A 26720-nucleotide genomic window follows, 5' to 3' on the forward strand; every position below is an offset into this window, starting at 1 on the left:
GAAATATAGCTTTCTCCAAGTTTACAATCCTAAAACACACACAGCGGCGCATCCCGTTCCCGGGCGTCGCCGCTGTGGCCAAAGACCAATCCAATCAATTACATATTTGCTTGTGCTGTTTTACGTTGTTTCTCCGCACGCTCGCGTTCACCTTTGTTCAAGATCTTTTTACGCAAACGGATAGCGTTAGGTGTAATTTCGCAATACTCATCATCATTCAGATATTCGAGCGCCTGCTCCAAAGAGAAAATAACAGGTGTTTTCAGTTTAACTGTATCGTCTTTTGTTGCTGAACGAACGTTTGTCAGTTGTTTTTCTTTACAAATGTTAACGACAATGTCGTTATCACGTGTGTGCTCCCCAACGATCATACCCTCATAGATTTCAGTACCTGGCTCCAGGAACAAAATACCGCGGTCTTCCACGCCCAGCATACCATAAAATGTAGAGCTGCCGTTTTCCGTTGACACGAGTACACCCTGATGACGTCCACCTACTTGACCGCCAACAAATGGTCCATAGCTGTCAAACGCATGGTTCATTACGCCATAACCACGAGTCAAAGTCAGGAAGTTTGTAGTGTAGCCGATCAGACCACGTGCAGGGATCAAGAATTCCAAGCGAACCTGTCCGGTTCCGTTATTAATCATGTTAACCATTTCGGCTTTACGGGAGCCCAAACTTTCCATTACCGCGCCCATGCTTTCTTCCGGAATATCAATAAGGAGGCGTTCGATTGGCTCCATTTTCTTACCGTCAATTTCCTTGACGATAACTTCCGGTTTGGACACTTGCAGTTCGTAACCTTCACGACGCATGTTTTCAATCAGGATACCCAGATGCAACTCACCACGTCCGGATACAATAAAGGCGTCCGGGCTATCTGTTTCATCAACACGTAAGCTGACATCCGTTTCGAGTTCTTTCAGAAGACGCTCACGCAATTTACGGGATGTTACCCACTTACCATCACGACCTGCGAATGGGCTGTTGTTAACCAGGAAGGTCATTTGCAGAGTTGGTTCATCAATCTTCAGTACAGGCAATGCTTCAGGATGATTTGGATCAGCAATGGTTTCACCAATGTTGATATCTTTAATTCCCGCAATCGCCACAATGTCACCAGCGCCCGCTTGGTCAGTTTCAATACGTTTGAGACCTTGGAAGCCGAACAGTTTCTCAATACGCGCTGATTTACTGCTACCATCACGCTGCATAACTGTGACTGCTTGCCCCTGCTTGATGATACCGCGGTTTACACGACCTACTGCAATTCGGCCAAGGTATTCGTTATAGTCCATCAGTGTTACGAGGAATTGAAGAGGCTCATCTACTTTCTCAGTTGGAGCCGGAATGTGCTCTACAACTGTTTCGTACAATGCTTGCATGTTATCGTCTTGCTTTTCAGCATCCATGCTGGATGTTCCGTTCAGCGCCGAAGCGTACACAACAGGGAATTCCAATTGCTCATCATTCGCACCCAGCTCGATGAACAGATCCAGTACTTCGTCAATAACTTCTGCCGGACGAGCTGCCGGACGGTCAATTTTGTTTACTACAACGATTGGCGTCAGATTTTGCTCCAACGCTTTACGCAGTACGAATTTCGTTTGCGGCATGCAACCTTCGTAAGCATCAACGACGAGCAAAACACCGTCAACCATTTTCATAATCCGTTCCACTTCGCCACCAAAGTCGGCGTGCCCCGGTGTATCTACAATGTTAATCAGATAATCTTTGTAAGTGATAGCTGTATTTTTAGCCAAAATCGTAATACCGCGTTCACGCTCCAGATCGTTGGAGTCCATGGCGCGCTCCTGAACAGCCTCGTGTTCTCTAAATGTTCCGGACTGTTGAAGCAGCTTGTCGACAAGCGTCGTTTTTCCGTGGTCGACGTGGGCAATAATCGCAATATTGCGAATGTTTTCTCTAGCATGCATGGTTTGTATCCATATCCTTTCCGTATATCAAAATAGTGTCTCTATCCTGAAGCAGTGCTGATTCAAGGCTAACAATCGTTCTTTAGGCCCACTCCCTGCCAGCCTTCTATATGTTTCAGGCTTTGTACAGACAGCTTCTCTCTCCGATTCGCGTGAAAACCTTAAAATAAGCGTCAGAAATCATTCCGACGCTCTTATCATATCCATTATATTATAGTTGAAATATGTCATAAAGCAAGACATTATTGCCTGTTCCGTAATTTACCGCCATAAAATCTCACAGCTTGTCGTTTACCTTTTGCGTTTGCCACGGTTGTCTAAGACCAACCAGATTCCAGCGCCAATCAGTAAAACTGCAATAACATATATGATACCCGTTCTTAGGGAGGTAATAACCAATAAAAGCACCGATACCAAGCCCAATATTACGCCCCCTGTATATACATTGCGAGAAAGCGAAATATCATTAATGGCGTACTCCCATAATCCAATCGCCACACCTAGAAGTAACAAAGGCCATAAATAGGCCATTAAATGCCAGCCCCAAATATTGCAGAGCAAAAATAAGAAGCCATAAACCGACAAAATCCCTGCCGGCAGCAACATAAAGGGTGAAACTTTACGCTTTATGTACATTGCATGCAGTACGATTCCAGGTATTAAAAACAGCAAAGGCCAAAAGTTTCGTCCCAAAAAGGAGAACGCCCCCAGTTTCCCCAACAAAATAATCAGTCCTACGGCAACAATGCCCACTCCGATCATACGCTCTTTTCCGGAATTCATCGTGGTCTCCTTTGTTTGCTGAATTTGTTTTTAGGTCTCTTAATGTGATTGTTTTTAAGTATATTTTTGTGAATATAGAGTCTTTACAAAAACCGAGTAAACCTGGCACTCGCAAAAACTCTATGTCTATTTTAGCCGATGTTTTCCAAAAAAACTACGTTCAAATATGGCGAGCTCGTAACTGACGATATATACCTGCAACGACAACTGCTGTTGCCAAGAGTCCCGGTAACCATGCATGTATAAGCTCTCCCGTACCTGCTAACCATACACCCAATCGGGGATCACGCAGTAGCATTTCTCCTGCCGTAAAAGCCAGGATTGCAGATCCGAGCAAAACAAGTACAGGGAACCGGTGAAGCCAGATCGCAATCACGTTGCTGCCCCAGACGACAATTGGAATGCTAATCGCAATACCAATGACAATAATGGCGATATCCCCATCTGCTAGGGCTGCAATAGCTAATACATTATCTAGACTCATCACAAAGTCCGCTACCAGAATCACCTGTATAGCCTTCCATATGGTTGTTTCTGCTCTTACTCCCACATGATCCTCATTCTCATAAAGCAGCTTAAACGCAATCCATAACAGAAGTAGACCGCCTGCCGCCTGAATAAAGGGTATGCCCAGCAAAATGACAGCTACAAAAGTCAAAACACAGCGCAGGAGGACTGCACCGACTGCCCCCCACCATATAGCTTGACTCCGCTGCCTTGCAGGCAAGTTTTTGCTCGCCATGGCTATAACAACTGCATTATCACCGCTTAACACCAAATTAATCATTAATATTTTCAACAGCAAAATGATATGCTCCATGTGTACAAACACCCCCATCCTACTTGTATGCGAAATAGGACGAGGCTATGCTTATAAGCCTTGTCAAATAAGTCATCATTTATTAAAAATTGATGTCAAATTTGTTGAGCAAAGACCTTGAAATCAATAACAAACAGCAATATAATGAATCGTATTTCCGAAAAACGGGTATTAAAATAAACAACATACAATGATTTTAGGATGTTTAATCAGGGAGATGAGAACGATTGATATGTCTGGACTTCAGTTCTTTTGGCTACTGCTTAATGTGATATTTATTGACCTTCTGCTCGCAGGAGATAATGCGATTGTAATTGGACTTGCCGCCAGAAAGCTGCCTCCTGCAACGCAAAAAAAAGCGATACTGTACGGTACCGGTGGTGCCCTGCTCATTCGCATAGCAGCCACCATTGTGGTACTCTGGTTGCTTCAAGTACCATGGTTGTTACTCATCGGAGGTGTCATGTTAGTCTGGATCGCGTATAAGTTGCTCGTAGACCAGGAGGATCATACCGAAGTCAAAGCGGGAACAACGTTATGGGGTGCTATCCGCACGATTGTTGTAGCCGATGCGGCTATGGGTCTGGACAACGTGATTGCTGTTGCTGGCGCGGCCCAGCAGCATTTGCTCCTTGTAGTGCTGGGACTATTAATCAGCGTACCGATCGTTGTATGGGGAAGCACTCTTTTTATCAAGTTGATCAATAAATTCCCTTGGATTATCTATTTAGGATCGGCTGTGCTTGGTTATACAGCCTCTAATATGATTACTGAAGAACGTAAGCTGGAACCCTACTTTACTGAGCACCCTGCGCTGCGTATCTTGTTTATTGCCGCAGTCATGGCAGGTATTTTGCTCACAGGATATCTTCAAAATCGCAGAGCAGTGTCCAGTCGAGAAAAAGCCGTCTAAAATGATTCAAAAACTGTTTTAATTAAAATAAAAAGGCAGACCCAAAATAGCTGGCGGGTCTGCCTTTTTGTTTAAAACCAATCTTCCTGTATAACTTCCTCTTTGCGCCCCTCTATAGCTCCGCCGGCCTCCAGGACAAGCGTCTCTGTTGTAGCCACAGCCTGTTCAATCAACACATTTAAATCCCGAATAGAGGCTTCAATCTTTTGAACAACCCACAAATTTGGATTGGTCGTTGGGGATTTAGGAACAAACAATGTGCAGCAATCCTCATAGGGGAGGATCGATAGATCGTAGGTGCCAATCTGCTTTGCGATTTCCGTGATCTCCTGTTTATCCATCATTACGAGAGGTCGCAGCAATGGTAATTCTGTCGAACGGCCAATCACATTCATGCTGGATAACGTTTGACTAGCGACTTGCCCCAGACTGTCGCCTGTCACGAGTGCCAGTGCTCCTTCACGCTCAGCCAGCATCGTGGCAATTCGCAGCATAGACCGTCTCATTAGCGTAATAATCAGATTATCCTGTCCAGTGCGCGTAAAGGCCGTCTGCACCTCTGTAAACGGTACAAGGTGGATTTTGATCCGACCCGCATAGCCTGCTAATACCCTTGCCAAATCAATAACCTTTTCTTTCGCACGTTCACTTGTAAATGGATAGCTATAAAAATGTACACATTCGATTTCCAATCCTCTACGCATGGAAGACCATCCTGCTACCGGGCTGTCAATTCCACCAGACAGCAGCAGCATAGCTTTACCGTTCGTTCCTAACGGAAAGCCCCCTACAGCCATAATAACATCGCTGAATATATAGGCCGCCTGCTCTCTAACCTCCACACGTAACTCAATATCTGGTTGATGTACATCGACCCTTAACGCTTGAAACTCTCGCAATATAGGAGAACCAATTAAATGATTCATCTCTTGTGAGGAATGAGCAAACTCCTTCCATACTCTGCGGGCATTTACCTTGAACGTCGTTCCCTCGGTCACATTCAGCTCACGCATCAAAGCTGCAGCGGTCTCAATGATAGCACCCAGCTCAACAGGAGCCATTTTGACAGGACTTATTGTCGTGATGCCAAACACTTTTTGTAACACCTGAATGATCTGTTCATAAGGCTCTCCTCCGAGAACCACATAAATCCGTCCAAATTCCTTCCGCAAAGAAGCACCGGGAAAGGGTTTGAGCAGCAGCTTCACGTGATTCAGTACTGCCTTTTCAAAACGAGTCCGATTCTTCCCTTTTAATGTAAATTCACCGAAGCGAAGTAACAGCATATCATAGTGCATTTTAACGTTTCCACCTTTCAAGGGATTCCAGCTTGGCTACAGCCTTTCGCAGTGCAAGTATAAGCTCATCGATATCCTGTTCCGTATGTTCATCACCGAAGCTAATACGAATGCCGCCAGACGCTTCCGCTTCATTGCATCCCATCGCCAGCAGCACCCGACTGGGTTCAGCCAATTTCGAAGAGCAAGCTGATTTGGTGGATACTACCACACCCAGTTGCTCCAGCGTATGCAGCATTACCTCGGCTTTCATGCCTGGATACGAAAAGTGGATAATATGCGGCGCTTCTTCCCCGCTGTTCAGCCGCAGTTGAGGGAGTGTCTTCACTTCTGCGACCACCCGTTCTCTCCACTCGGTCATACGGCGTGCTGTCTCTACTTGCCGTTCGCCCGCCAACCGTATCGCCTTAGACATACCGACAAGCAGCGGTACATTTTCCGTACCTGCACGAAAACCCTGCTCTTGAGAGCCGCCACTATGCAGTGGGAAAAGCTCTACACCTTCCCGAACGAATAGTAGTCCAGCACCTTTGGGTCCACGCAACTTATGCGCAGAGAGGCTGTACAGATCAGCCTGCCATCCCCGGATATCAACCTGTAGCTTTCCAAACCCCTGTACACCGTCAATATGAAATAGTACACGAGGGAACTTTTTCTTCAGCGCAACTCCGATATCATGCAACGGTTGCACCCTTCCCGTCTCATTATTGACATGCATGATACTGACTAAAATCGTATCTTTACGGACAGCGGCACAAACCTGTTCGGCGCTCACATGCCCTTCTGCATCGACAGGTAAAAATGTAACCTCAAAGCCCAGATTTGTCAGTTGTCTGCAAGCTTCATACACAGACGGGTGCTCTGTCGATACAGTAACAATATGCTTGCCTCTGGTCTGATACTGCAAAGCTGCTCCCTTGATAGCAAGATTGTTGCTTTCCGTTGCCCCAGATGTGAAGACAATCTCTGATGGATACACTCCCAAAGCCGCAGCACATACTTCGCGCGAACGCTTAAGCAACTTATCTGCATCCTCTCCATATCGATGCATCGAGGATGGATTCCCGTAGTGGCGTCTCATGACCTCGGCAACTGTTGTAATCACCTCTTCAAAAGGCGGAGTTGTCGCGGCATAATCAAAATATTTCATTGCACTCCCCTTTTCCGCTCTATAACTGCTGCAACAAAAAAAGACCAAAACAGGGAAAGGCCGCTACATTATAGCGACACCCTTTCCCCATATTGATCCTGTCTGCGGACCTAATCTAATTGAAATTACGCACTTTTTTCGTTGTAAGCTATAGGGCTTAGATCGTATATTTTTCACGTGCATTTTGAATTTTGGTAATATATCTTTGCGTTTCCACCGGAAGCTTGTCCAGTACAGCCATTAACTGTTCATCACTATTTACACCAAGCCGCTGCACCCGTCCGGGACCTGCATTATATGCAGCCAGCGCCATATTTTCTTGTCCGTTAAATCGTTTAATCTGGTAGGACAAATAACGAACACCGGCATCAATATTTTGAACAGGATCGTATGGGTCGCTGACCCCCAGGCCTTGAGCCGTAGCATCCATAAGCTGCATAAGCCCTTTGGCTCCGGCCGAAGAAGTGACCGACGGATTAAACGAAGATTCCGTATCAATAACCGCTTTAATCAACGCTACTGGAACGCCGTATTTCTGGCTAGCCTCGTTAATCAAATCATCATATGCTGTAGGTGTTGTGGGTCCGTCTGTTGCTGTGTTGGAAGGAGGGGGGTACAATGACGAAGCCGTCCCCCTCGAAGGTCCCAATTGAAGCCATAGCAAACCGTTTTCGTCTCTGGTAACATCACTTGAATTTTCTCGTGTCACAGCACCATCTGTTTCCAACTGACCTACTTGTTCCAGTAATCCGGAAAAAGCGTCCGTTGTACCCGTCTGGGTTGTAGCACTCATATTATTTAACAGCTGCATGTCTAACATGGACTTGGACACGCGCGGATCAATTTGCATGTGGTGTTCCCAACTTTCTATAGTTGTTATATCCCAAATAGCTTGTCATTACTGCTATGATACAACTTTTTACTATGTACTTCCATACCTTTTAATGAAAAAAAGCTCCGTTTCTGTCGAAAAGACAGCGGAGCTTTATAGATCAGCTTTAATGTAATTATATCACTAAGATGATTTTTCTCGGATATACAAAAGAAAACTGAGCTTGTTCTCCAGTAGGGTCAACGAACGAACGGGATAAAAGCAAAATAACTCAATGTCGCTAGCGCCCCCAGACCAATCGACCAAATACCGGTCGTTTTGCTGCCATTCACATAAGCAAAAAAACCTAAAACTGCAGCAATAGGTCCCAGCACAATTGACCACATAAACAATGAGGCAATTCCTGCAGCCAGACCAATATAGCCAGAAATACGGCCACTATTGTTTATAACCTGCTCTTGACCCTTAACCTCATGTCGAGTCACAGCCGAGCCGGGAGCAACCTCTGCTGCATATTCCTCACGATCATTACGGCGCTTGGCAGATCGTTCATGAATGTGACGGGGGTAATCTACACGTTCGCGGCTTACATGCTCTTTACTCTGATGCTTGTCATTTTCATGATCTTCCATAATAAACTGCACCTCCAAATGCGAAATGAATCGCGCAATAAAATTTACACGGACTTCGGCTTAAAAGTGTGGCAACAGGTTGCGGCTGACGTGGCAGCCTTATCACGTTCTTCTGAACTGAAGCTTTCTCCCGCATATTCTTCTTTAAATTTCTTACCGGCATGACCATCAACTTCAATCATGATCAAATCTGCCTTGCAAAAGTTGTTTTCTCCCCAATAATGGCAATTGGCTACGCTACACTTAACGATTGGCTTGGCCTCTTGGCTCATGATTATCACCTCGGATTCATTGTCCCCCCGCTACCCTGCACCTATGCGTTCATGGTATATGGCAGTTGGTGACATACGAAAAAAGCCGCTTCCTTCACCTCCTCCAAAATGGCAGGAAGCAAGTAGAAAACGGCTTGCTTGTCTTGTTTTAGTTTTTGATTAGAAATGATCTTCCCCGTTGAATGCTTTAGGCATGAGTACGTCGAGTCTGCATCCGGCGCTGAGTCAAATAGTCACTTTCATAATAAGTCAGGTCATCACGCAATTCTTCAAAATTTTTCGTAATGTCCATGATCACTTCGCGAGCGGCTGGCACTGGCGTTTTACGGAAGCGAATAGCATCTTGTCCCGTATACGCATAGCGTCCATCCTCTGCGTAAGATTCATTTTTGGGATAAAAAAAGCTGTTCACGCAGTCATGGTAAACGTTATACAATGCCTTTTCCGCAAAATCGACGTCAAAATTGGCACGGCGTAAAGCCACACCCAGCTTTTCATAAGATACTTCGGAAAAAACAAGGACATGACGGAGATCCGACAAAAGGCCTTTGTAAAAAAGCACGGACTCCTCATTGCCATCTGCAGCAAGTTGTGGCAGAGCATGCTCATTGAGGAATGTTTCCACCCGTTTCACGGCAGTTTTCAGTCTCTCCTGCGCCGACTCACATAATTTTTGTACGTTGACTGCTGACATCAAGGCAGCTCCCCCTTATTTGTTGCTTGTTCATCAATTTGATTACCCGAAAATAGTCCCTTCTAACCGAAAGAGCTGTAATTTTCAGTATTTATCCTACCACAAATGAGCATTGAAAGGTATAAAAACATGCCAACCTCCTCACGCTAAACCATAAATTTATGAATACTCAAGGAGGACGGTCCCATGTCTCGGCGAAAATGGTTAAAACCCCTGCTCGGAGCAGCTGCCGGGGTGCTTCTCATCACACTGATGCTGCCTTCCCGTGATCACCGCCATACACCGCAGCCCGAATATACGGCCAAGATGGTGCCACAGCAAGAGAAGCAGCTCAAAAAAGGAATGTTGGCTTTGGACCTGTCCGCTACGGATACCCTCACACGCATGGATGCAAGGCAGGATATTCAATACGTGATGCGGGAGCTTGATGGTAAAACTGCTGATCAGAAAAGGCAGTTTACCCGCACGCTCCAGCAATCACACAGTCATCTTCATACGTTACAGTGGATTCACACACGCGACGGGAACACGAGCACCTATACGGGCAGTAAATCACAAACTCGTCTGCTGAGTCATCCTCAAATTAAAAGCAGCTTGGCCGCCGCTCGCCGTTCCGTCATGCAAAATAAATCCTACGAATCTGCTGCATTTCAGGCTGAAGGCGGTAAATATTTTGTCATGGCAGAACCATCGGCTGACGGAACATGTGGTGTTGCTGCCCTGGTTAGTCAGCAAGTATTGCGTGACGTGGAGAAGCATCAGCGTAAGAATTTGCGGTTGATTCCCTATCCAAAAGAAGGCAGCTACAAAATCGAATCCGTACATCCCGACACATTGCACGATATTACTGTCAAGACGGGCCACGACAACGAAAATGCAAGTCATTATTTTGAAAACGAAATTGTCGTTCGCTTCCGTCACAATCCTGATTCACGACAACTGCAGGAAATTGCAGCAGATTTACACTGTGCGCCAGGCCGCAAGCTTGGTTATACCTATGTATTTCATTCGGATAAGATGAACTTCAAGGAGCTAAAGCAATATTTTTCAAGAAAATGGAACCCGCTTTATACTGAGCCTCACTATATGTATCTAACCAATGAGAAAACACCTATCCAAGCGGACAACTCTATCCCCAATGATTTGCTCTTTTCCCGCTATCAATGGAATCTGCCGGCTACTGAAACCAACCGGGGTTGGAAATTAAGCAAAGGCAGCAAGGACGTAATTGTCGCTGTCGTAGATACGGGAGTAGATTTGGATCACCCCGACCTAAAAGGTCAAATCCTTTCAGGTCATAACGTGGTAAACCCGTCTGAAAAACCTTATGATGACGTCGGTCACGGAACGCACGTCGCTGGCATCATTTCTGCCCTCGTGAATAATGGTGAGGGGGTCGCTGGCATGACATGGTACAACAAAGTCATGCCGATTAAGGTTCTTGACCAATCCGGCTCCGGTACGACTTACTCGGTTGCAGAAGGTATTATATGGGCAGCTGATCATGGGGCCAAGGTCATCAATTTGAGTCTGGGCAATTACGCACAAGCTGAATTTTTGCATGATGCGATCAAATACGCCTATGATAAAGATGTCGTATTAGTTGCAGCCACAGGTAATGACAATACGGAACGACCTGGCTATCCAGCAGCGTATCCAGAAGTATTTGCCGTTTCCGCTACAGATTCTTCTATGCACCGTGCATCCTTTTCTAACTATGGAGATTATGTAGACGTCATGGCTCCAGGTGCAAGTATCGCCAGTACGTACCCAGGAAATCAATATGCTGCACTGTCAGGCACTTCAATGGCCAGTCCCCATGTATCAGCGCTTGCTGCACTGATTCGATCCATTAACCCCGATCTGACCAACAAAGAGGTAATGGAATTAATGAGAAGCAGCGTAATTGACTTGGGCACACCAGGGCATGACAAATATTTCGGGTATGGTCAAATTGACGTGTATAAAGCGTTGAAAGCAGCACAACGTCCATATGTTCCTTTGCAATTCTATCCACAGCATTTAAGTGACAAGTTAAAATCAATTTTAAAGAAACTGGAAACGTAAGATTCCTTATTGGAAAAAAGCAGCCATGTTGCTCCATGGCTGCTTTTTTGGGCTTTATTAACGCTTGGAACTGCTGCGAACAGAACGCTTGCCATGGCTGCGAGTATGACAGCAAGGTTCTCCAGGATCCTTTATACTCACCGGAAATACGTGATGAGGCACAGGTACAATGTGCGTCTGATTTACAATTTCAATCGGATGAACCACAGGCACGACTTGTGGGAAAAATTGATGATTTACAAATTGGATCGGTGGGCACACGATCGGGTCGTAAGGGCAATGACTCATAATGTGCAACTCCTTTCGGTGAATTAGTACAGCATATTAAGAAGGCAGGTGCTGTGCTTGGATGTTTACCCCCTAATACAAATATCCCTTATAAAATAGGCTTCCGTTCAACAATGACCGAACGATCAAGCAGTTCGCCCAACAAACGGCACAGTTTGTGAAGACCTGTTTTAAGTGTTTCCTTGTCCGCATACGAAAAAGAAATACGGATATGATTACTGTCCATACCACCTGCATAGCATACTGCCCCAGGTAAAAAGGAAACGCCTTCTCGGTCAGCCAGCCGCTCCAATTCTGGAATATCAACATTAGGAGGAAGCTTAATCCACACATTTAGGCCGCCTTCGGGAGCATACCAGCTGACCTCTAGCGGAGCATAGCGCTGGAGCGTGTGCAATGCGACTGTCAACCGATCCCGCATTTGTTCCCGCAACCAAACAAGATGCTGATCAAGTCGGTTCTTGATAAAGGGCAGTAGCGCTTTTTGCGTTAATAGAGGGCTCCCTAAATCTGTAGTAGACTTGGCAGCCACCAAACGATCCATTACACTGCCCGTGGCCGCTACACAAGCTATACGGCAGCCGGGAGCAACGGTTTTGCTAAAGCTTTTGATATATATCACATGTCCGGACTGATCATGCGCCTTGATAGAGAGTGGCGGCTTTGTTTTATAATAAAGGTCGGAAAATGGATCATCTTCAACAATGAGACAATGATAACTTTGAGCTAGATCCAGTAATTGTGTGCGTCTGGCCATCGTTAAAGTTACTCCGGTAGGATTATGAAAAGTGGGTATCGTGTAGATCAGTTTTGGGGGATGAGTATCGCAAAGACGTGTGAGGATATCGATCCGCATGCCCTGCTCATCCATCGGAATCATAATTACTTTGGCACCACGACTGGTAAACACATCAATGGCCCCCGTATATGTAGGAGCCTCCATGTAGACAACATCTCCAGAACCAACAAAAGTACGTGCCACCAAGTCAATCCCTTGTTGGGCACCACTGGTCACGAGTAGCTGTTCTGCCACTGTGCATATACTGCGTTCGTTCAAGTGATCTACAAACACTTCCCTCAGCGCTAAATCACCTTCAAAAGTCCCATATGCTGCCATTGCATCGGGATTTCCAGAGGATAGACGTTGAGTATCAGCAATGATTTCGCGTGTAGGAAGAAGCTCCGGTTGAATTGCTGCTATATGAAAAGAATAGGGAACCTGTCTGCTATGGTTAAAGTTTCTCCATAGCTGTGCGCGCGGCAAATAATCGATCAGCGACATTTGCCATGACAAATCCTGCGCTCCCTCTCGTTGAACAGCTACCGAAGGCTCTGCTACATAGCAACCTTTTCCCTGTGTACAGGTAACCAAATGAATAGACTCCAGCTCAGCATACGCCTTGCTTACAGTTACGGGACTTACCGCAAGTAGGCTGGACAGATGACGGACAGACGGAAGCTTTGTGCCCTGAGGCAGCAATCCAGACTGGATGCGATCTGCTAATGTTTTGGCAATCTGTAAATATAATTTGACACTGCTATTGCGGCTGAGATCAATATGCATCGGAACTGTCCCCCCAAAAAATCAACTGTTACATTTAGACGTTTACTGTTATACTTCATTATCGATATAATACAACAAATTTCATAGTACAGTATAGAACACAGGAGATGATTGGATTGGAACACAAATTTTCGGGTATGGCTCGTACTCAGGGCTCGTCCATGGTAAGGGACATTTTAAAGCTGACACAGGGAACAGATGTGTTATCTCTGGCAGGCGGCCTTCCTGCCGATGCCTTTTTCCCCATCGAAGCTGTTGCTAAAGCCTATGAGCGGGTATTTCGCCTCGGCGGTACTACCGCTCTTCAATACGGCCTAACCGAGGGCTACATTCCTCTACGGGAACGTCTTGCAGCAATCATGTCATCCCAAGGCATCTCCGTTACCAGAGATAATATCATTATGACGACGGGCTCACAGCAGACCATTGATCTGGTTTCGCGTGTGTTGCTCGATCCGCAGGATACTGTATTGGTGGAGTCCCCTACTTATTTGGCCGCTCTTCAGGTATTTAATTCCTATGGTGCCAACATTGTAAGTGTAGATACAGACTCTAACGGTATGCAATTAGATGATCTTGAAGCCAAGATCAAAAAACATCAGCCTAAATTCGTGTATGTCATCCCCACCTTCTCCAACCCGGCAGGAAGTGTTTGGAGTATGGAACGCAGAACAGGCGTTGTTGAACTATGCCGTAAATACGGCACTTTGATTTTTGAAGATGATCCTTACGGACGTCTTAAATTTGACGAAAACCTTAACTTTCCATCCCTTTTCTCAATTGATCAACAGTTAGGTGGAGACAGTCATGTAATGTACACTTCTACATTCTCTAAAACTGTCGCTCCAGGTGTTCGCTCTGGATGGTTGGTAGCCGATCAAGCTATCGTCGTTAAAGTCGCGAATGCCAAACAATCTGCCGATCTGCACTCCAGCAGTATTGATCAACGTGCTTTGAATGAGTTATTGGACTTTTTTGACTTGGACGGACATATTCGTACCGTGTCCGCTGAGTACCATTCTCGTATGCTACGTCTCACGTCGCTAATGAAAGAACGCCAATGGGAAGGAATTACCTGGAATGATGCACTTGGCGGTATGTTTATGTGGGTTACCCTACCTGAGGGCTTCCGTTCTGACCGGTTGCTGCAACTCGCAATTCAGGAAGGAGTCGCATTTGTGCCTGGACAAGTCTTCTATGCTGACCTGAGCGGCAGCAACCATATGCGAATCAACTTCACGCATACCGATCCTTCCCTGCTTCCAAAAGCAGTTGACCGATTGGATCGAGCACTGAAGATGTACACAGAGGAAAGTGTGGTAAAAAGCGTACGCTGATGGAGTTGGCAGAACACGTACGTGAGGCCCGCTTCACGTTGTTTTTACGATCGCTGCTATCCCTGATTCGTTTGGATTTTGAATAGTGGTGGAATCTGGGACAAAAGCCGCACACCTCGCTTCTATAGATTCAAATGCGTTGCTACGCTGACTACGTGCCTCTTCCTCGCACGTTTTTACGATAGAGGGAGTAAAAATTAAAATGAAAGCCTCCAGTAATTATGCTTGGGGGCTTCATTCTAAAAATGCACTATTTCTGCGCAAATACGGTATGTTAAAAAGGGTGTGTCATGATTCCCACAGGAATATGACACACCCTTTTTAATTCAATAAATACATTTGGATTAAAAGCTTTCATGCAAACAGGTCATTTACAAAAGTTAAATTCATACATTTTAAGGTGTTGCAGTGGGGAAAGTTTTCCGTAAGCCGGGTTCTGTGCTATTCGTGGTACAGACGGGAACTACCCTCCCACTACAAGCGACAATCATCTATCTAGGCCGAACATTGCTATCCAGCTCCAGCGACCAACCTAGACACGCCTCGGGCTAAGGCTGCTTCGCGAAGAAGCTGTGTCCCATTAGGTCTTGCTCCAGATGGGGTTTACCAGGAACGAAGTCACCAGCGTTCCTCGGGGTCTCTTACACCTCGGTTCCATCCTTGCCTGTGCCGCAAGCGGCCATCGGCGGTCCATTTCTGTGGCACTATCCTTCAACTCGCGCTGACTGGACGTTATCCAGCATCCTGCCCTATGGAGCCCGGACTTTCCTCTCGCGGCTTACGCCGCCAGCGATTGTCTGTCAAACTTTCCGAACAACATTACATAGTATACAGGGAACGCGCGCACGTTACAACCCTGAAAATATTGTAAAAAGTAGAAAGCACCTTTATTTTCTCATAGACGTTGAGGTTTTACAAAAATTGAAAAGGTTCAGTTTCCACCTGAGATACATGTACTTCCGTTGAGTATCGACCTTCTGCCAAGCGTTTACGCATCCACTCTGCAGTTTTAGGCTTCATAATCTTTTCAGCGTTATGTCCAGGGTCAATAATGGCAATCCCCGCCATAAGGGCATCCTGAGCCGTGTGATAGTCAATATCCCCCGTGACTAATACATCAGCCCCCTTAAAAAGCGACTTGTTCACATAACGGCTGCCAGAACCCCCAAGCACGGCTGCCTTTTTGATCGTACGATCTAAGTCGCCCACCACACGTACATGCTCGACGTTGAAACCGTTTTTCACAACATCGACAAACTCACGTAACGTGCAGGCTTCCTTAAGCTTGCCGACCCGCCCCAAACCAAAGCTACGGCCTTGCAAATCCATATGGTACAGGTCATAAGCCACCTCTTCATAAGGATGAGCCTTCAGCATCGCTTGAACAACTTTATTACGTACACCCTGCGGTACAATGGTCTCAATACGAACCTCTTCACTACGTTCCATTTTACCCTGCTCACCCAAAAACGGCTGTGTGCCTTCACCCGGCACAAAAGTTCCGTAGCCATCAATGTTAAAGCTGCAATGGCTGTAGTTGCCAATATGTCCAGCTCCCGCTCCCAGTACGGCATCCAGTACCCGTTGATGATGTGTTTTGGGTACGAAAACGACAAGCTTGAACAATTGCTCGGTGTGAACATCCTCCAGCGTACCTTCACTTTGAATACCCAGTGCTTCCGCCATCCAGTCATTCATGCCGTTCTCAGCCGTATCCAGATTCGTATGACTGATGTAGACAGCAATATCATTCTTGATCAGCTTTTCATACAATCTGCCCGCAGGCTGATCCGTGTTCAAAGCTTTAAGTGGGCGGAATATAATCGCATGATGCGCAATAATGAGGTCTGCTTTTATGCGGATTGCCTCTTCGACAACCTCATCATTAACATCCAGGGCTACTAATATGCTTTTGATTTCCTTTTGCAGACTACCCAGCTGAAGCCCGATTCTATCGTCTGGAACTGCCAAGTATTTTGGAGCCAGCTGCTCCATGTAGCTAATTACTGTCTGTCCTTTGGCAAACATGCAAGTACCTCCTCTAGCTGTTCAATTTGCTTGCGCAATTGTTCCCGCTTATGCTGTGCGGATTCCTGATCTGACCGTGCCACTTGTGCCAGCACATCCTGAAGCTTGCGAATCTCCAATTTCCATTTATAAAAAAAGATTTCATTCGGTGCTTTAACCAATAGCGGCCCGAGTTGCATTAACAAATCCTGTGTCAGTACCAGCGAACTATCGGGAAGTTTCCATGGTTGATACAGCTCATCCTGTTTCAGTGGGCTTACCGAATCAGGTACTGCCGTCAGAATCTCATATATTTTTCCGTCTTCTTCCATAATATGTTCACTTGTTAGTACCCATTGATGTTCGATGAGCCATCGGCGTAAAATATCCTCGCCTACGTTAGGCTGTAGAACAAGTTGTTTTACTGAAACAAGCTTGTCTTTCCCTTGCTCTAGAATGGAAGCGATCAAGGCACCACCCATGCCGGCTATTGTAATAACATCAACCTCATTGGCCTTAATTACAGCCAAGCCATCTCCCTTTCTAACCGCAATGCGATTAGTAAGACCTGCTTCGGCCACCTGCTTTTGAGCCGCACGCAACGGCCCATCGTTGACTTCACCCGCCACGGCTTGCGGTACTCTGCCACTACGCACTGCAGCCACAGGGAGCAATCCATGATCCGAGCCAATATCCGCAAGTCTGCTCCCGGCAGGAATTTGTTCCATAATATATTGTAATCGTTGAGAAAGTTTCATGACGTCACCCACGTAATCCATTTTTTTCGAGTCCAAAATAAAATCCCTACAACAAATGCCAACTTCAGTATGCTGTAAAACACCACATCTCCCGCTGCTTGATGGCGCAGGATAATCATGTCTGCTTCAGCCATGAATGCTAGTGTCATGCCTATAGCGAAATAAACCAAAGCGAGACGCGGAAAGCGGCGATGTACCCACCAGCTTAACCAGATCAACAATACTGCGTGCAAAATCCAAAATGCCTCAAGCATCATTAAAGTTGCTGTAGGCCAGTAGCGGCCTATAAGGACCGCGTACACTAAAAGCAGCCCAGCAAGACCACAGTAATGAAGTAAGCTGATCCGCAAAGTTAATCCCACAAGACACCATACTACACCGCATAGGCCTACGAGAAAAAGAAACCAAACCTTAGCTTCACCTTGATGGAGCTGAGTGATCCACACACCCGAACCCAGCATAATCGCACTGCCTAAAGTGCTCAACATCGCACTCATACTCTTTTCGGAAGACCGCCAAAATGCGGCCACTCCATAGCAAATCGTAGTAACTGCACTTGCCGAGAATATTTGCATTGCCAACGGAAAAGCGGTAAAATAAAAACCGATCAAACAAATGCAGGAAATAATGACAAAACCAAGAAGCCAGGCGATCCCATGCCCGTGTCTAAGATATGTAAGCAGCCCGGTGTTGTTACGGTTCTGGCTCTGCGACGGATCTTCGTCCTCCCGATACAGGTTAGACAAAAAATCGCAATATTGCTCAGGGAGCAGCCGACTTCGCCGCCAATGCTCAATTTCATGTAACAGTATTGCCCGTTTTTTCTCCTGGTCCAAGCTTCTTCCCCTCCACCAAGGCTGCCATGAGATAAAAAAAGACCCCCTGCGCGCTTCAAGCCGCAGAAGGTCCGCAATGTTACGCTTCTATTCGAGGAAATCCTTCAGTCGCTTACTGCGGCTTGGATGGCGCAACTTACGCAGCGCTTTGGCCTCAATCTGACGAATACGTTCACGTGTAACACCGAACACTTTACCAACTTCTTCAAGAGTTCTGGTTCTTCCGTCGTCCAAACCAAAGCGGAGACGCAAAACATTCTCTTCCCGTTCGGTCAACGTATCCAGTACATCCTCAAGCTGTTCCTTCAGAAGTTCATAGGCAGCCGCATCTGCAGGCGCCAATGCTTCCTGATCCTCAATGAAATCCCCCAGATGTGAGTCATCCTCTTCACCAATTGGTGTTTCCAATGAAACCGGTTCTTGGGCAATTTTCATAATCTCCCGTACTTTTTCCACGCTCAGCTCCATCTCGGCAGCCACTTCTTCCGGCGTAGGTTCGCGCCCCAGCTCTTGCAACAGTTGACGCGATACGCGAATCAGCTTATTGATCGTTTCCACCATATGCACCGGAATACGGATCGTTCTCGCCTGATCGGCTATTGCGCGCGTAATGGCCTGACGAATCCACCAGGTTGCATACGTACTGAATTTAAAGCCTTTTTCGTAATCAAATTTTTCTACTGCCTTAATCAAACCCATATTACCTTCCTGAATCAGATCCAGGAAAAGCATTCCGCGACCAACATAACGTTTGGCAATACTTACAACCAGACGCAAGTTCGCTTCTGCCAACCGACGCTTAGCTTCTTCATCGCCGTTATTGATCCGTTTGGCAAGCTCCACCTCATCATCAGCAGAAAGCAACGGTACACGACCGATTTCCTTCAAGTACATCCGGACCGGGTCATTAATTTTAATACCGGGAGGCAGGCTCAGATCGTCATCGAAATTAAAATCATCCCCATCATTGTTTTCAGGGTCGTCATTTTGACGCAATCTGGTAACTTCTTCGTCGTTGTCATTCACAACCTCAATCCCCAAGTCACCCAGCTGCTCATAAAACTCATCCATTTGCTCGGGGTCCTGATCAAACGGCGACAGTTTTTCCATGATATCTTTGTAGTTCAGAGAAGAACTTTTTTTACCCAACTCAATCAGTTGATCTTTAACCTGATCCAGTGTTAGTTCCGTCTCCAGTTCAGTATGCTGATCATTCGCCATCTTTCGACTCCCTCCTCCCTAGAAACATCCGACCTCTGTGTGTTCATTGTCTCTCTAGGGCTATAATCTCACTTGCAATTTGTGCTGCGCGCAAAAAGTCACCTAAGCGCTCAGCGGCTCTCATTTCTTCCCTTTTCAAATCCAGTTGCTCCTGCAATGGAAATTTTCGCACTTGATGAATATAATCATCCAAAATGTGCGGTGCCCATACGCCTGGAGCATCCATCATCATGATCGAACTTACGTTCTTCTCCAGTCGGTCGTCTTGCAAAGATGAAATAAAACGGCTTGTATCCGGTAACTTCCCTTGCGCGTAATAGGCATATAGATAAGCAGCAATTGCTGCATGATCCTCAATATTAAAGGCGTCGCCCAGATGCTTTTCTACATACTCTGCAGCTTCTAAATCCTGCATCATCCAGTGAAGCAGCCTGCGTTCAGCCACATGGTAAGCTGGCAACAGATTAGGTGTGGAGACCTGCCCTTTTTTATGCCTACCATTATTCCACCCATTTTCGTTATTATCCCCAAAGTTCTGTTTTTTTTGCAGGGATTGACGGAGTAAATTGCATTCTTGCTTCAAGGTTTCAAAATCCACCTTGACTTCGGATGATACTTCGCGCAGATACACTTCCCGCTCGGTCGGGGATGACAGAGGTGCAATGACATTTAATGCTTCGCGGGAATACGCGATTCTTCCTTCTTCCTCTTGCAGTATATGGTTTTTTTTCAGATATATAAGCTTAAATTTCACCGTTGAAACAGCACTTTCGATAATTTGGCGCTGGAATCGTTCGCCGCCGTATTGCCGGATAAAATCATCCGGGTCCATACCGTCACTGACCAGCGCTACTTTCACGTGAAGCCCCGCATTTTCCAACAGCGGAAAATTTTTAAGCGCAGCAGCTTGTCCTGCCCGGTCACCATCATAACAAATAATAACCTCGTCGCACAGTCCTTTTAACATCGTAGCATGGTGCTCCGTTAGAGCAGTGCCCATGGCGGCCACCCCATTTTGTACGCCAGCTTCCCACGCCGAAATAACATCACCATAGCCTTCAAAAAGAACACTTTGGCGTAGCTTGCGAATTGAGGTTTTAGCATGATGGAGATTGTACAGCGTTCGGCTCTTGTTGAAAAGCTTGGTCTCCGGTGAATTCAAATACTTCGGCTGTCCCTCACCAAGTATACGGCCTGCAAAGGCAATAACTTTTCCGTTGCGATTCCAAATGGGGAACATGATACGATCTCTGAATCGATCCACATATCCATCACCCTCATGCCGGGGAGAAATAAGCCCTCCCTTTTCCATCTCCACGGGATCAAAAGAACGCTTCTCCAGAAACTGAACGATCGTATCCCATCGGTTGGGTGCATAGCCAATTTGAAATTGATCAATGATCTTGTCACTGAATCCCCGTGAGCGCAAGTATTCCATGGCTGGTTTGCCGTGCTCCGTATTTTTTAGCAAAAAATGGTACATCTTAGAAGTTAACTCATACGCTTGCAACAGCCTGTCCAACTCAGGATGCTGATGCGATGAATCACGTCCCTGCCATTCGCCGAGCGGGATATGACTTTCTTCTGCCATTGTCCTGACAGCTTCGGGAAAGGATAGTCCTTCGATTTCCATCATAAATTTGATGGCATTGCCTCCCGCGCCGCAGCCGTAGCAGTAAAAAATCTGACGATCCGGTGTCACGGTGAATGAAGGGGTTTTTTCGGAATGAAAAGGACAGAGGCCTTTCATATATTTCCCCTGCTTGGTCAAATGCACGTACTTGCTTACCGTATCTACAATATCATGATGTTGTAAAACAGACTCAATGATATCGTCCGGTATGTTACCTTGTCCGGCACTCATATTAACCACCTTCATCTCTTTAGCACGTAAATATAATTCGATACCGTTACTCATTCTCCTGCAAGCGAAGTAAAAGTTTTGTCAGTTTATGTTGAAAAACTTCACGATCCTCTAATGTAAACGGTTTAGGGCCTTTTCCATAACGTCCTTTTTTCCGTTCTTTGGCAGAAGTATGGCGTCGGTCAAGCATGAAATCTATCGAATCGTTTCGATACATAGCTCCGCGAAAAGACATCACTTCACAACCTTTTGCCAAGGCAAGTGCAGCAAGACCATAATCATTGGTGGTTACAATATCTCCGCGGCGGATATGATTGGCAATATAGAGATCGGCACTTTGGTCGCTTCGGTCTACTTTAACGACGCTTACGCCTTCGCTGCCCTGAATGAGATGATCATATGAAGATACCATAATAACCTCAATATGAAAACGGGAAGCTATCTCCGCAATTTCACTTTTAACAGGACAAGCGTCCCCGTCAACAACGATCCGCACATCCAGTAAAGTTCCGGTTCCCTCCATGAGCATCTCCCATCTCCATCCGCATTCGAGTAAAATACGGAACGGCTGCAAGATTACTCTTACACCGTTCCGTATATTTATACCCATTTTTTCAAGTTGTTCATACTACCACAACTGACGTTTAAACTACAAGCTTGGAAAAATCGGCAAAACGCTTCAGTTCTGAGTCAATAGCAGCCAGCAATGCCAAACGATTATTACGAACAGCATCATCCTCAGCCATAACCATAACGGAATCAAAGAATGCCGTCACCGCAGGGGTAATGGATGAAGCAAGCGCTAACGCTCGTGTCGCATCACCTTCCTGTAAAGCTACGCTATAAGATTCATAAGCGCTAGACCATGCTTCGTAAAGCGTTTTTTCGCCTTGCTCCGTAAACTCACTCGTATTAACTAACTTATGCACTGCTTTAGCAGCCAGATTGCCTACACGATTAAAGGATTCAACTGTTGCTTTGAATACCTCACCTGTTTGTACGGCAGTCATTAATGCAGTTCCGCGGTTAACAACGGAAGCAACATCGTCATATCCAGCTGCAAGCACAGCATCCACAACGTCATAGCGAAGTGTCTCAGACAATAGTTTCTTCACCCGTAATCCGAAAAACTCATGTAATTCTTTACGTATTTCATCCGCGGAACGTTTCATATTTCCAAGGTTGCCGTGCACATCGAGCGCGATATTGAACACATCAGACAACGTAGCCGAAAGCTTACGATCCAACAAGATTTGCACAATACCTGCTGCCTGACGACGAAGCGCGTAAGGGTCCTGTGAACCTGTTGGAATAATACCGATGGAGAAGCATCCTGTAATGGTATCTATCTTGTCTGCGATACTTACAATCGCTCCAGCATTCGTTGAAGGAACCGTTTCTCCTGCATAACGCGGTTGGTAATGCTCAAACACCGCTCTCGCCACTTCTTCCTTCTCTCCAGCCTTACGAGCATAATCCTCACCCATCACACCTTGCAGTTCAGGGAACTCATATACCATTTGTGTTACCAGGTCAAATTTACAAATATCCGCTGCTCGACTAACCGATTCCTGTGTATCTGAGGAAACGTGAAGTTTCTCTGCCAGAGCATCAGCAATACGGCGAATCCGGCGCACTTTGTCTCCAACCGTTCCCAGCTCTTCGTGGAAAACGATACTTTCCAGTTTGGAGAGTGCATCTTTAATTTCCAGCTTCTGATCTTCTTCATAAAAGAATTTGGCATCAGACAGCCGCGCACGCAATACTTTTTCATTCCCTTTAGCAATGACTTCCAGCGATTGACTTCCTCCGTTACGTACCGTAACAAAGTATGGCAGCAGCTCTCCTGTGCGATCCAGCACTGGGAAATAGCGTTGATGTTCACGCATGGAAGTAATGAGTACATCCTTCGGAATGTTCAGGAACGCAGGATCAAAACCTCCGAACAGTACTGTTGGGGTTTCCACCAAATACAGCACTTCTTCCAGCAGATCATCCTTGACCGCAATCGTCCAATCTTTTTCGGCAGCCAGCGCTTCAATTTGCTTTACAATAAGCGTTTGACGTTCCTCAATGTCCACAATGACATGCTGCTTGCGAAGTACTTCAACATAGTCAGCTGGACTTGCTACAACGGCATCCTGTCCCAGGAAACGATGCCCTCTTGTCACATTTCCTGACTGCACGCCGGCAATCTCCAAATTAACAATATCGTTACCAAACAAGGCAATCAACCAGCGGATCGGACGAACAAATTTAAAGTCATAACTTGCCCAGCGCATGAATTTAGGGAATGTCATGGCATGTAAAATGTGCAATAAACCTTCGGACAGTACATCCGCTGTTGGTACACCTATGCTGCTCTTAGTGGCGTAAATATATTCCACGCCTCCAAGCTCCTTGAATGTGAACTGTTCAGGATCAACACCTTGGCTGCGAGCAAAGCCTAGTGCAGCCTTGCTCCAGTTACCAGCTTCGTCGAGTGCGATTTTGCGGGAAGGACCTTTAACTTCTTCGTTAATATCTTCTTGCTTCTCCGCTACTTCCTTGACAAGTACCGCCAAACGGCGAGGTGTAGCATAAGCCTCTACAGCACCATAAGCAATACGCGAGCTGTCAAGCCACGCCGTCATACGCTGCTTCAACTGCTGAATCGCATTCGGGATAAAACGTGCAGGGACTTCTTCCAACCCGATCTCAAACAATAAATCCTTAGACATTTGCCGCACCTCCTTTCTTCAACAGCGGGAAGCCCAGCTTCTCGCGCTCCTCCAGATAGGTCGCAGCCACCTGACGTGCCAAATTACGTACTCGTATAATAAACCCAGTCCGTTCCGTCACGCTGATCGCTCCGCGAGCGTCCAGCAAGTTGAACGCATGAGAACATTTCAGCACATAATCATAGGCTGGAAATACAAGATGCTGCGCCATCGCTTTATTTGCCTCTTCTTCGTACATATTAAAAAGAGTAAAGAGCATTTTGACGTCAGATACTTCGAACGTATACTTGGAATGCTCAAATTCAGGCTGGTGGAAAACATCACCGTACGTGATTCCATTGACCCACTCTAAATCGAACACATTCTCCTTGTCCTGGATGTAGGAAGCAAGACGCTCCATACCGTACGTGATTTCTACGGCAACCGGACTGGCATCAATACCGCCCACTTGCTGGAAATACGTGAATTGAGTAATTTCCATACCGTCCAGCCATACTTCCCAACCCAAGCCCCACGCTCCCAGCGTCGGTGCTTCCCAGTTGTCTTCAACGAAACGAATATCATGCTCCAGAGGGTTAATGCCCAAACGGCTCAAACTCTCCAAATACAATTCCTGAATGTTATCCGGTGAAGGCTTCAAAACTACTTGGAACTGATGATGCTGATACAGGCGATTCGGGTTCTCACCATAACGTCCGTCTGACGGACGACGAGAAGGCTCAACATAAGCTACATTCCACGGCTCAGGTCCGATAGAACGTAAATACGTCATTGGGTTCATCGTGCCTGCCCCTTTTTCCGTGTCATACGGCTGTACAATAATACAGTTGTGTTCAGCCCAAAATTGTTGCAGCGTTAAAATCATCTGCTGAAAATTCATTGGTACACGCTCCCTTTCTACTTCCCTCAAATGTTGGTGATTTCTTCTCATTAAGCTCGTATGTACAGGGCTATTTTATCCCAAAAGCCTTGCTAGAGACAGCAAAAAGCCCCCGCCTCTACGCCTGTACAGACGTAGGGACGAGAGCTGACTCCCGCGGTTCCACCCTACTTGATTGCGATCCTACATCACCAATCAGATCGTAATCCTCTTTTCCGTGTCCATTCAGATGCTCCCGAGTGCCTTGTTCACGAAGAATTCCCGCTGGGCTTACACCGTCCCCAACTCGCTAATTACAGAGAATACATCCCGCTACTTTCTCGTTCAATGCATCTGCTCCCGAAGGAGATATATAGTAGGATATTACACGTTTTCAGCAATACAGTCAAGAGAATAGGGCGTTTCACATATCGTACTTGTCGAGCTGATCCAAGAAATTGCGGGATTTCAGCTTGACCTCCAACTGCATATCCATGAACTGACGCATGACATGTTTGATCTCCAGCTTAGTGGAGTCCTTCACGTCAATGTTGCCGAGCCGATTCAAATCCATTCTGGCGAACAAGCGCAGCAACTTCAATGTACGTGGAGTCACGCTCAATGCAGCTGGATCAAAATGCTTGTAGCTTCGGCACAAAACTCCGCCTAGCCTCGGACTGACAAACATATCTTCATCAGCACATTGTTGACCACTTGAAATACATGCATCAAGCTGAGGAGCATATCCGGCCGCCTGCAATATTTTAAATTCATAAATACTCATGACGATCAGCGGATCTTTGCCACTCTCCAGCGCCTCCAAACATGCTTTTAGCTGCTTAAACCAGAACGCACCTGTTTCCTCATCCTGTAACACCCGATCGAGTAATTCACAAGCATAAGATGCGTAAGCAGCCTTAGTAATATCCTCGCGCAATGTATGGTGGGATTGGATGATTTCACCGGCATTCAACGTGCCTAAGCCTGTGTTTCGAAAAAAAACGAATTCACCGTACGTAAACGGCTGCGTTAAAGCAGCGTGACGGCTTTTGGACTTTTTTGCACCTCTGACCAGCACGCCTGCTTTGCCTCCGCTTTCGGTGCAAAGCGTAATAATTTTGTTCCCCTCACCGTAATCCATGCTGCGGATGACGATTCCTTCCACCCTGTAAAGCATGCCTCTTCCCCCAAACATTCGCGAAGAAGCCAGTGGCTTGTACTATTCACGGGCTTCTTCATGCTCGTCCGACTCTCCCTCATCCGTGTCTTGCTCCCTTGTCACGGCGCTCTCCCGATATAACAGATACGCACCGACATCTCCAGTCATCGCAAAATACTTCCACGAAAAATCTCGCAATTGTATTCATCCTTTCTTCGGAAATGACGTTTGCATCTCAAAAATAGGATGATGCGAAGAGGGGAGAAGTATGCGATGAAATAAATGGATTGCGTTAAAAAAGGCTGCTGTATGTAGATTGGAATGCCGCTTCGCAAATGATTTGATCTTACGATCGCTATTACCCCCGAATTTATTTGAATGTACAAACATACAAAGGGTTAAATTCGGGGGTAAAGGCGAACGCTATCGCTTCTTCAGATTCAAATCCTTCGCTCCGCTACAACGTGCAGACAGATAACCTTTTTTTAAAACGTTCGTTATTTCATCACTGGAAGAAAAGGGTAAAAAAGAGCAAGAGTTAAGCGCCGCATATGTGCGGCGCTTTGAATGACCAGAAGACTGTTACTTATCTCAGTCATAGAGATCGGGACGGCTTTTTTATGATGCTTACAACAACTATACATATTTATTTAATATCCATTTTTTTAGCCCCAATAAATCCTTGAACTAAAGTGACGTAGTATCG

24 protein-coding genes and 1 other RNA gene are annotated in these 26720 nt (G+C 46.1%); 3 read left to right on the forward strand and 22 right to left on the reverse strand.

The window, feature by feature from the left end; all coding sequences use genetic code 11:
• Positions 1-98 precede the first annotated feature (98 nt).
• The 3 genes from typA to ACWGXJ_RS16540 all read right to left on the reverse strand — a co-directional run bounded on the left by typA (position 99) and on the right by ACWGXJ_RS16540 (position 3543).
• A complete protein-coding gene (gene typA / locus ACWGXJ_RS16530) occupies positions 99-1940 on the reverse strand; it encodes a translational GTPase TypA (RefSeq protein ID WP_061828529.1) in 1842 nt (613 codons plus the stop codon).
• Positions 1941-2231: 291 nt separating this feature from the next.
• Entirely contained in the window at positions 2232-2723 is a 492-nt protein-coding gene (locus ACWGXJ_RS16535; protein WP_446674591.1) for a hypothetical protein, read from the reverse strand.
• A gap of 160 nt (positions 2724-2883) precedes the next feature.
• Positions 2884-3543, reverse strand: a complete 660-nt coding sequence (locus tag ACWGXJ_RS16540; protein ID WP_013311114.1) for a TerC family protein — start codon at positions 3541-3543, stop codon at positions 2884-2886.
• Positions 3544-3760: 217 nt separating this feature from the next.
• On the opposite strand from ACWGXJ_RS16540, the gene ACWGXJ_RS16545 reads away from it, so the two are divergent.
• Entirely contained in the window at positions 3761-4456 is a 696-nt protein-coding gene (locus ACWGXJ_RS16545) for a TerC family protein (protein WP_025722107.1), read from the forward strand.
• Between the two features lie 71 nt (positions 4457-4527).
• Here ACWGXJ_RS16545 and thiI read toward each other — a convergent pair whose 3' ends face one another.
• The 6 genes from thiI to ACWGXJ_RS16575 form a co-directional block, all read right to left on the reverse strand.
• Complete coding sequence (gene thiI, locus ACWGXJ_RS16550; protein ID WP_254325268.1) at positions 4528-5754, reverse strand: tRNA uracil 4-sulfurtransferase ThiI; 1227 nt, start codon at positions 5752-5754, stop codon at positions 4528-4530.
• A gap of 1 nt (position 5755) precedes the next feature.
• A complete protein-coding gene (locus ACWGXJ_RS16555; RefSeq protein WP_452567176.1) occupies positions 5756-6904 on the reverse strand; it encodes a cysteine desulfurase family protein in 1149 nt (382 codons plus the stop codon).
• A 157-nt stretch (positions 6905-7061) separates the two neighbouring features.
• A complete protein-coding gene (locus ACWGXJ_RS16560) occupies positions 7062-7754 on the reverse strand; it encodes a lytic transglycosylase domain-containing protein (RefSeq protein ID WP_452567177.1) in 693 nt (230 codons plus the stop codon).
• Between the two features lie 221 nt (positions 7755-7975).
• Complete coding sequence (locus ACWGXJ_RS16565; protein WP_235309366.1) at positions 7976-8368, reverse strand: hypothetical protein; 393 nt, start codon at positions 8366-8368, stop codon at positions 7976-7978.
• A 44-nt stretch (positions 8369-8412) separates the two neighbouring features.
• Positions 8413-8640: a DUF1540 domain-containing protein gene (locus tag ACWGXJ_RS16570; RefSeq protein ID WP_061828536.1), complete on the reverse strand. Its 228-nt coding sequence runs from the start codon at positions 8638-8640 to the stop codon at positions 8413-8415.
• Between the two features lie 187 nt (positions 8641-8827).
• Positions 8828-9334: a YpuI family protein gene (locus ACWGXJ_RS16575; protein WP_061828537.1), complete on the reverse strand. Its 507-nt coding sequence runs from the start codon at positions 9332-9334 to the stop codon at positions 8828-8830.
• Between the two features lie 186 nt (positions 9335-9520).
• Here ACWGXJ_RS16575 and ACWGXJ_RS16580 point away from each other — a divergent pair, with 186 nt between their 5' ends.
• Positions 9521-11401, forward strand: coding sequence for a S8 family peptidase (locus ACWGXJ_RS16580; protein WP_452567178.1), 1881 nt, complete (start codon positions 9521-9523; stop codon positions 11399-11401).
• Positions 11402-11458: 57 nt separating this feature from the next.
• Here ACWGXJ_RS16580 and ACWGXJ_RS16585 read toward each other — a convergent pair whose 3' ends face one another.
• Together ACWGXJ_RS16585 and pdxR are read right to left on the reverse strand one after the other, a co-directional pair.
• Entirely contained in the window at positions 11459-11689 is a 231-nt protein-coding gene (locus tag ACWGXJ_RS16585; RefSeq protein ID WP_081112406.1) for a hypothetical protein, read from the reverse strand.
• Between the two features lie 88 nt (positions 11690-11777).
• Positions 11778-13253, reverse strand: a complete 1476-nt coding sequence (gene pdxR, locus ACWGXJ_RS16590; RefSeq protein WP_452567179.1) for a MocR-like pyridoxine biosynthesis transcription factor PdxR — start codon at positions 13251-13253, stop codon at positions 11778-11780.
• Positions 13254-13369: 116 nt separating this feature from the next.
• On the opposite strand from pdxR, the gene ACWGXJ_RS16595 reads away from it, so the two are divergent.
• The gene (locus ACWGXJ_RS16595; protein ID WP_452567180.1) at positions 13370-14590 is read left to right on the forward strand and encodes an aminotransferase-like domain-containing protein; all 1221 of its coding nucleotides are present in this window, start codon (positions 13370-13372) and stop codon (positions 14588-14590) included.
• A 410-nt stretch (positions 14591-15000) separates the two neighbouring features.
• Here ACWGXJ_RS16595 and rnpB read toward each other — a convergent pair.
• From rnpB to ACWGXJ_RS16650, 11 genes are all read right to left on the reverse strand, one after another.
• Positions 15001-15399, reverse strand: an RNA gene (gene rnpB, locus ACWGXJ_RS16600) — RNase P RNA component class A.
• A gap of 103 nt (positions 15400-15502) precedes the next feature.
• Positions 15503-16618, reverse strand: a complete 1116-nt coding sequence (locus ACWGXJ_RS16605; RefSeq protein ID WP_452567181.1) for a Nif3-like dinuclear metal center hexameric protein — start codon at positions 16616-16618, stop codon at positions 15503-15505.
• Positions 16594-17355, reverse strand: coding sequence for a tRNA (adenine(22)-N(1))-methyltransferase (locus tag ACWGXJ_RS16610; RefSeq protein ID WP_341163611.1), 762 nt, complete (start codon positions 17353-17355; stop codon positions 16594-16596). The genes ACWGXJ_RS16605 and ACWGXJ_RS16610 overlap by 25 nt, the downstream gene beginning before the upstream one ends.
• Complete coding sequence (locus tag ACWGXJ_RS16615; protein ID WP_452567182.1) at positions 17352-18191, reverse strand: hypothetical protein; 840 nt, start codon at positions 18189-18191, stop codon at positions 17352-17354. The genes ACWGXJ_RS16610 and ACWGXJ_RS16615 overlap by 4 nt, the downstream gene beginning before the upstream one ends.
• Before the next feature lie 87 nt (positions 18192-18278).
• Positions 18279-19412 carry an RNA polymerase sigma factor RpoD gene (rpoD, locus tag ACWGXJ_RS16620; RefSeq protein WP_007431230.1) on the reverse strand — a complete coding sequence of 378 codons (1134 nt, stop codon included), beginning with the start codon at positions 19410-19412 and terminating at the stop codon, positions 18279-18281.
• Between the two features lie 43 nt (positions 19413-19455).
• Positions 19456-21330 carry a DNA primase gene (gene dnaG, locus ACWGXJ_RS16625; RefSeq protein WP_180984627.1) on the reverse strand — a complete coding sequence of 625 codons (1875 nt, stop codon included), beginning with the start codon at positions 21328-21330 and terminating at the stop codon, positions 19456-19458.
• A complete protein-coding gene (locus ACWGXJ_RS16630) occupies positions 21323-21799 on the reverse strand; it encodes a YaiI/YqxD family protein (RefSeq protein ID WP_254325260.1) in 477 nt (158 codons plus the stop codon). The genes dnaG and ACWGXJ_RS16630 overlap by 8 nt, the downstream gene beginning before the upstream one ends.
• Before the next feature lie 121 nt (positions 21800-21920).
• Positions 21921-23996, reverse strand: coding sequence for a glycine--tRNA ligase subunit beta (glyS, locus tag ACWGXJ_RS16635; RefSeq protein ID WP_069290002.1), 2076 nt, complete (start codon positions 23994-23996; stop codon positions 21921-21923).
• Positions 23989-24876, reverse strand: coding sequence for a glycine--tRNA ligase subunit alpha (gene glyQ, locus ACWGXJ_RS16640; protein WP_023989480.1), 888 nt, complete (start codon positions 24874-24876; stop codon positions 23989-23991). Before glyQ ends, glyS begins: the two co-directional genes overlap by 8 nt.
• 403 nt (positions 24877-25279) lie before the next feature.
• Positions 25280-26032 (reverse strand): DNA repair protein RecO, encoded by a 753-nt coding sequence (gene recO, locus ACWGXJ_RS16645; protein WP_013311133.1) that lies wholly within the window; start codon positions 26030-26032, stop codon positions 25280-25282.
• A 42-nt stretch (positions 26033-26074) separates the two neighbouring features.
• Positions 26075-26212, reverse strand: coding sequence for a YqzL family protein (locus ACWGXJ_RS16650; RefSeq protein WP_013372137.1), 138 nt, complete (start codon positions 26210-26212; stop codon positions 26075-26077).
• Positions 26213-26720: the final 508 nt, after the last annotated feature.

This window comes from Paenibacillus sp. S33 (assembly GCF_053615415.1).

Coding starts and splice junctions, on each gene's coding strand:
- typA (WP_061828529.1), bottom strand. CDS start 1,940: ATGCATGCTAGAGAAAACATTCGCAATATTGCGATTATTGCCCACGTC.
- ACWGXJ_RS16535 (WP_446674591.1), bottom strand. CDS start 2,723: ATGAATTCCGGAAAAGAGCGTATGATCGGAGTGGGCATTGTTGCCGTA.
- ACWGXJ_RS16540 (WP_013311114.1), bottom strand. CDS start 3,543: ATGGAGCATATCATTTTGCTGTTGAAAATATTAATGATTAATTTGGTG.
- ACWGXJ_RS16545 (WP_025722107.1), top strand. CDS start 3,761: ATGAGAACGATTGATATGTCTGGACTTCAGTTCTTTTGGCTACTGCTT.
- thiI (WP_254325268.1), bottom strand. CDS start 5,754: ATGCACTATGATATGCTGTTACTTCGCTTCGGTGAATTTACATTAAAA.
- ACWGXJ_RS16555 (WP_452567176.1), bottom strand. CDS start 6,904: ATGAAATATTTTGATTATGCCGCGACAACTCCGCCTTTTGAAGAGGTG.
- ACWGXJ_RS16560 (WP_452567177.1), bottom strand. CDS start 7,754: ATGCAAATTGATCCGCGCGTGTCCAAGTCCATGTTAGACATGCAGCTG.
- ACWGXJ_RS16565 (WP_235309366.1), bottom strand. CDS start 8,368: ATGGAAGATCATGAAAATGACAAGCATCAGAGTAAAGAGCATGTAAGC.
- ACWGXJ_RS16570 (WP_061828536.1), bottom strand. CDS start 8,640: ATGAGCCAAGAGGCCAAGCCAATCGTTAAGTGTAGCGTAGCCAATTGC.
- ACWGXJ_RS16575 (WP_061828537.1), bottom strand. CDS start 9,334: ATGTCAGCAGTCAACGTACAAAAATTATGTGAGTCGGCGCAGGAGAGA.
- ACWGXJ_RS16580 (WP_452567178.1), top strand. CDS start 9,521: ATGTCTCGGCGAAAATGGTTAAAACCCCTGCTCGGAGCAGCTGCCGGG.
- ACWGXJ_RS16585 (WP_081112406.1), bottom strand. CDS start 11,689: ATGAGTCATTGCCCTTACGACCCGATCGTGTGCCCACCGATCCAATTT.
- pdxR (WP_452567179.1), bottom strand. CDS start 13,253: ATGCATATTGATCTCAGCCGCAATAGCAGTGTCAAATTATATTTACAG.
- ACWGXJ_RS16605 (WP_452567181.1), bottom strand. CDS start 16,618: ATGTTTGCCAAAGGACAGACAGTAATTAGCTACATGGAGCAGCTGGCT.
- ACWGXJ_RS16610 (WP_341163611.1), bottom strand. CDS start 17,355: ATGAAACTTTCTCAACGATTACAATATATTATGGAACAAATTCCTGCC.
- rpoD (WP_007431230.1), bottom strand. CDS start 19,412: ATGGCGAATGATCAGCATACTGAACTGGAGACGGAACTAACACTGGAT.
- dnaG (WP_180984627.1), bottom strand. CDS start 21,330: ATGAGTAACGGTATCGAATTATATTTACGTGCTAAAGAGATGAAGGTG.
- ACWGXJ_RS16630 (WP_254325260.1), bottom strand. CDS start 21,799: ATGGAGGGAACCGGAACTTTACTGGATGTGCGGATCGTTGTTGACGGG.
- glyS (WP_069290002.1), bottom strand. CDS start 23,996: ATGTCTAAGGATTTATTGTTTGAGATCGGGTTGGAAGAAGTCCCTGCA.
- glyQ (WP_023989480.1), bottom strand. CDS start 24,876: ATGAATTTTCAGCAGATGATTTTAACGCTGCAACAATTTTGGGCTGAA.
- recO (WP_013311133.1), bottom strand. CDS start 26,032: ATGCTTTACAGGGTGGAAGGAATCGTCATCCGCAGCATGGATTACGGT.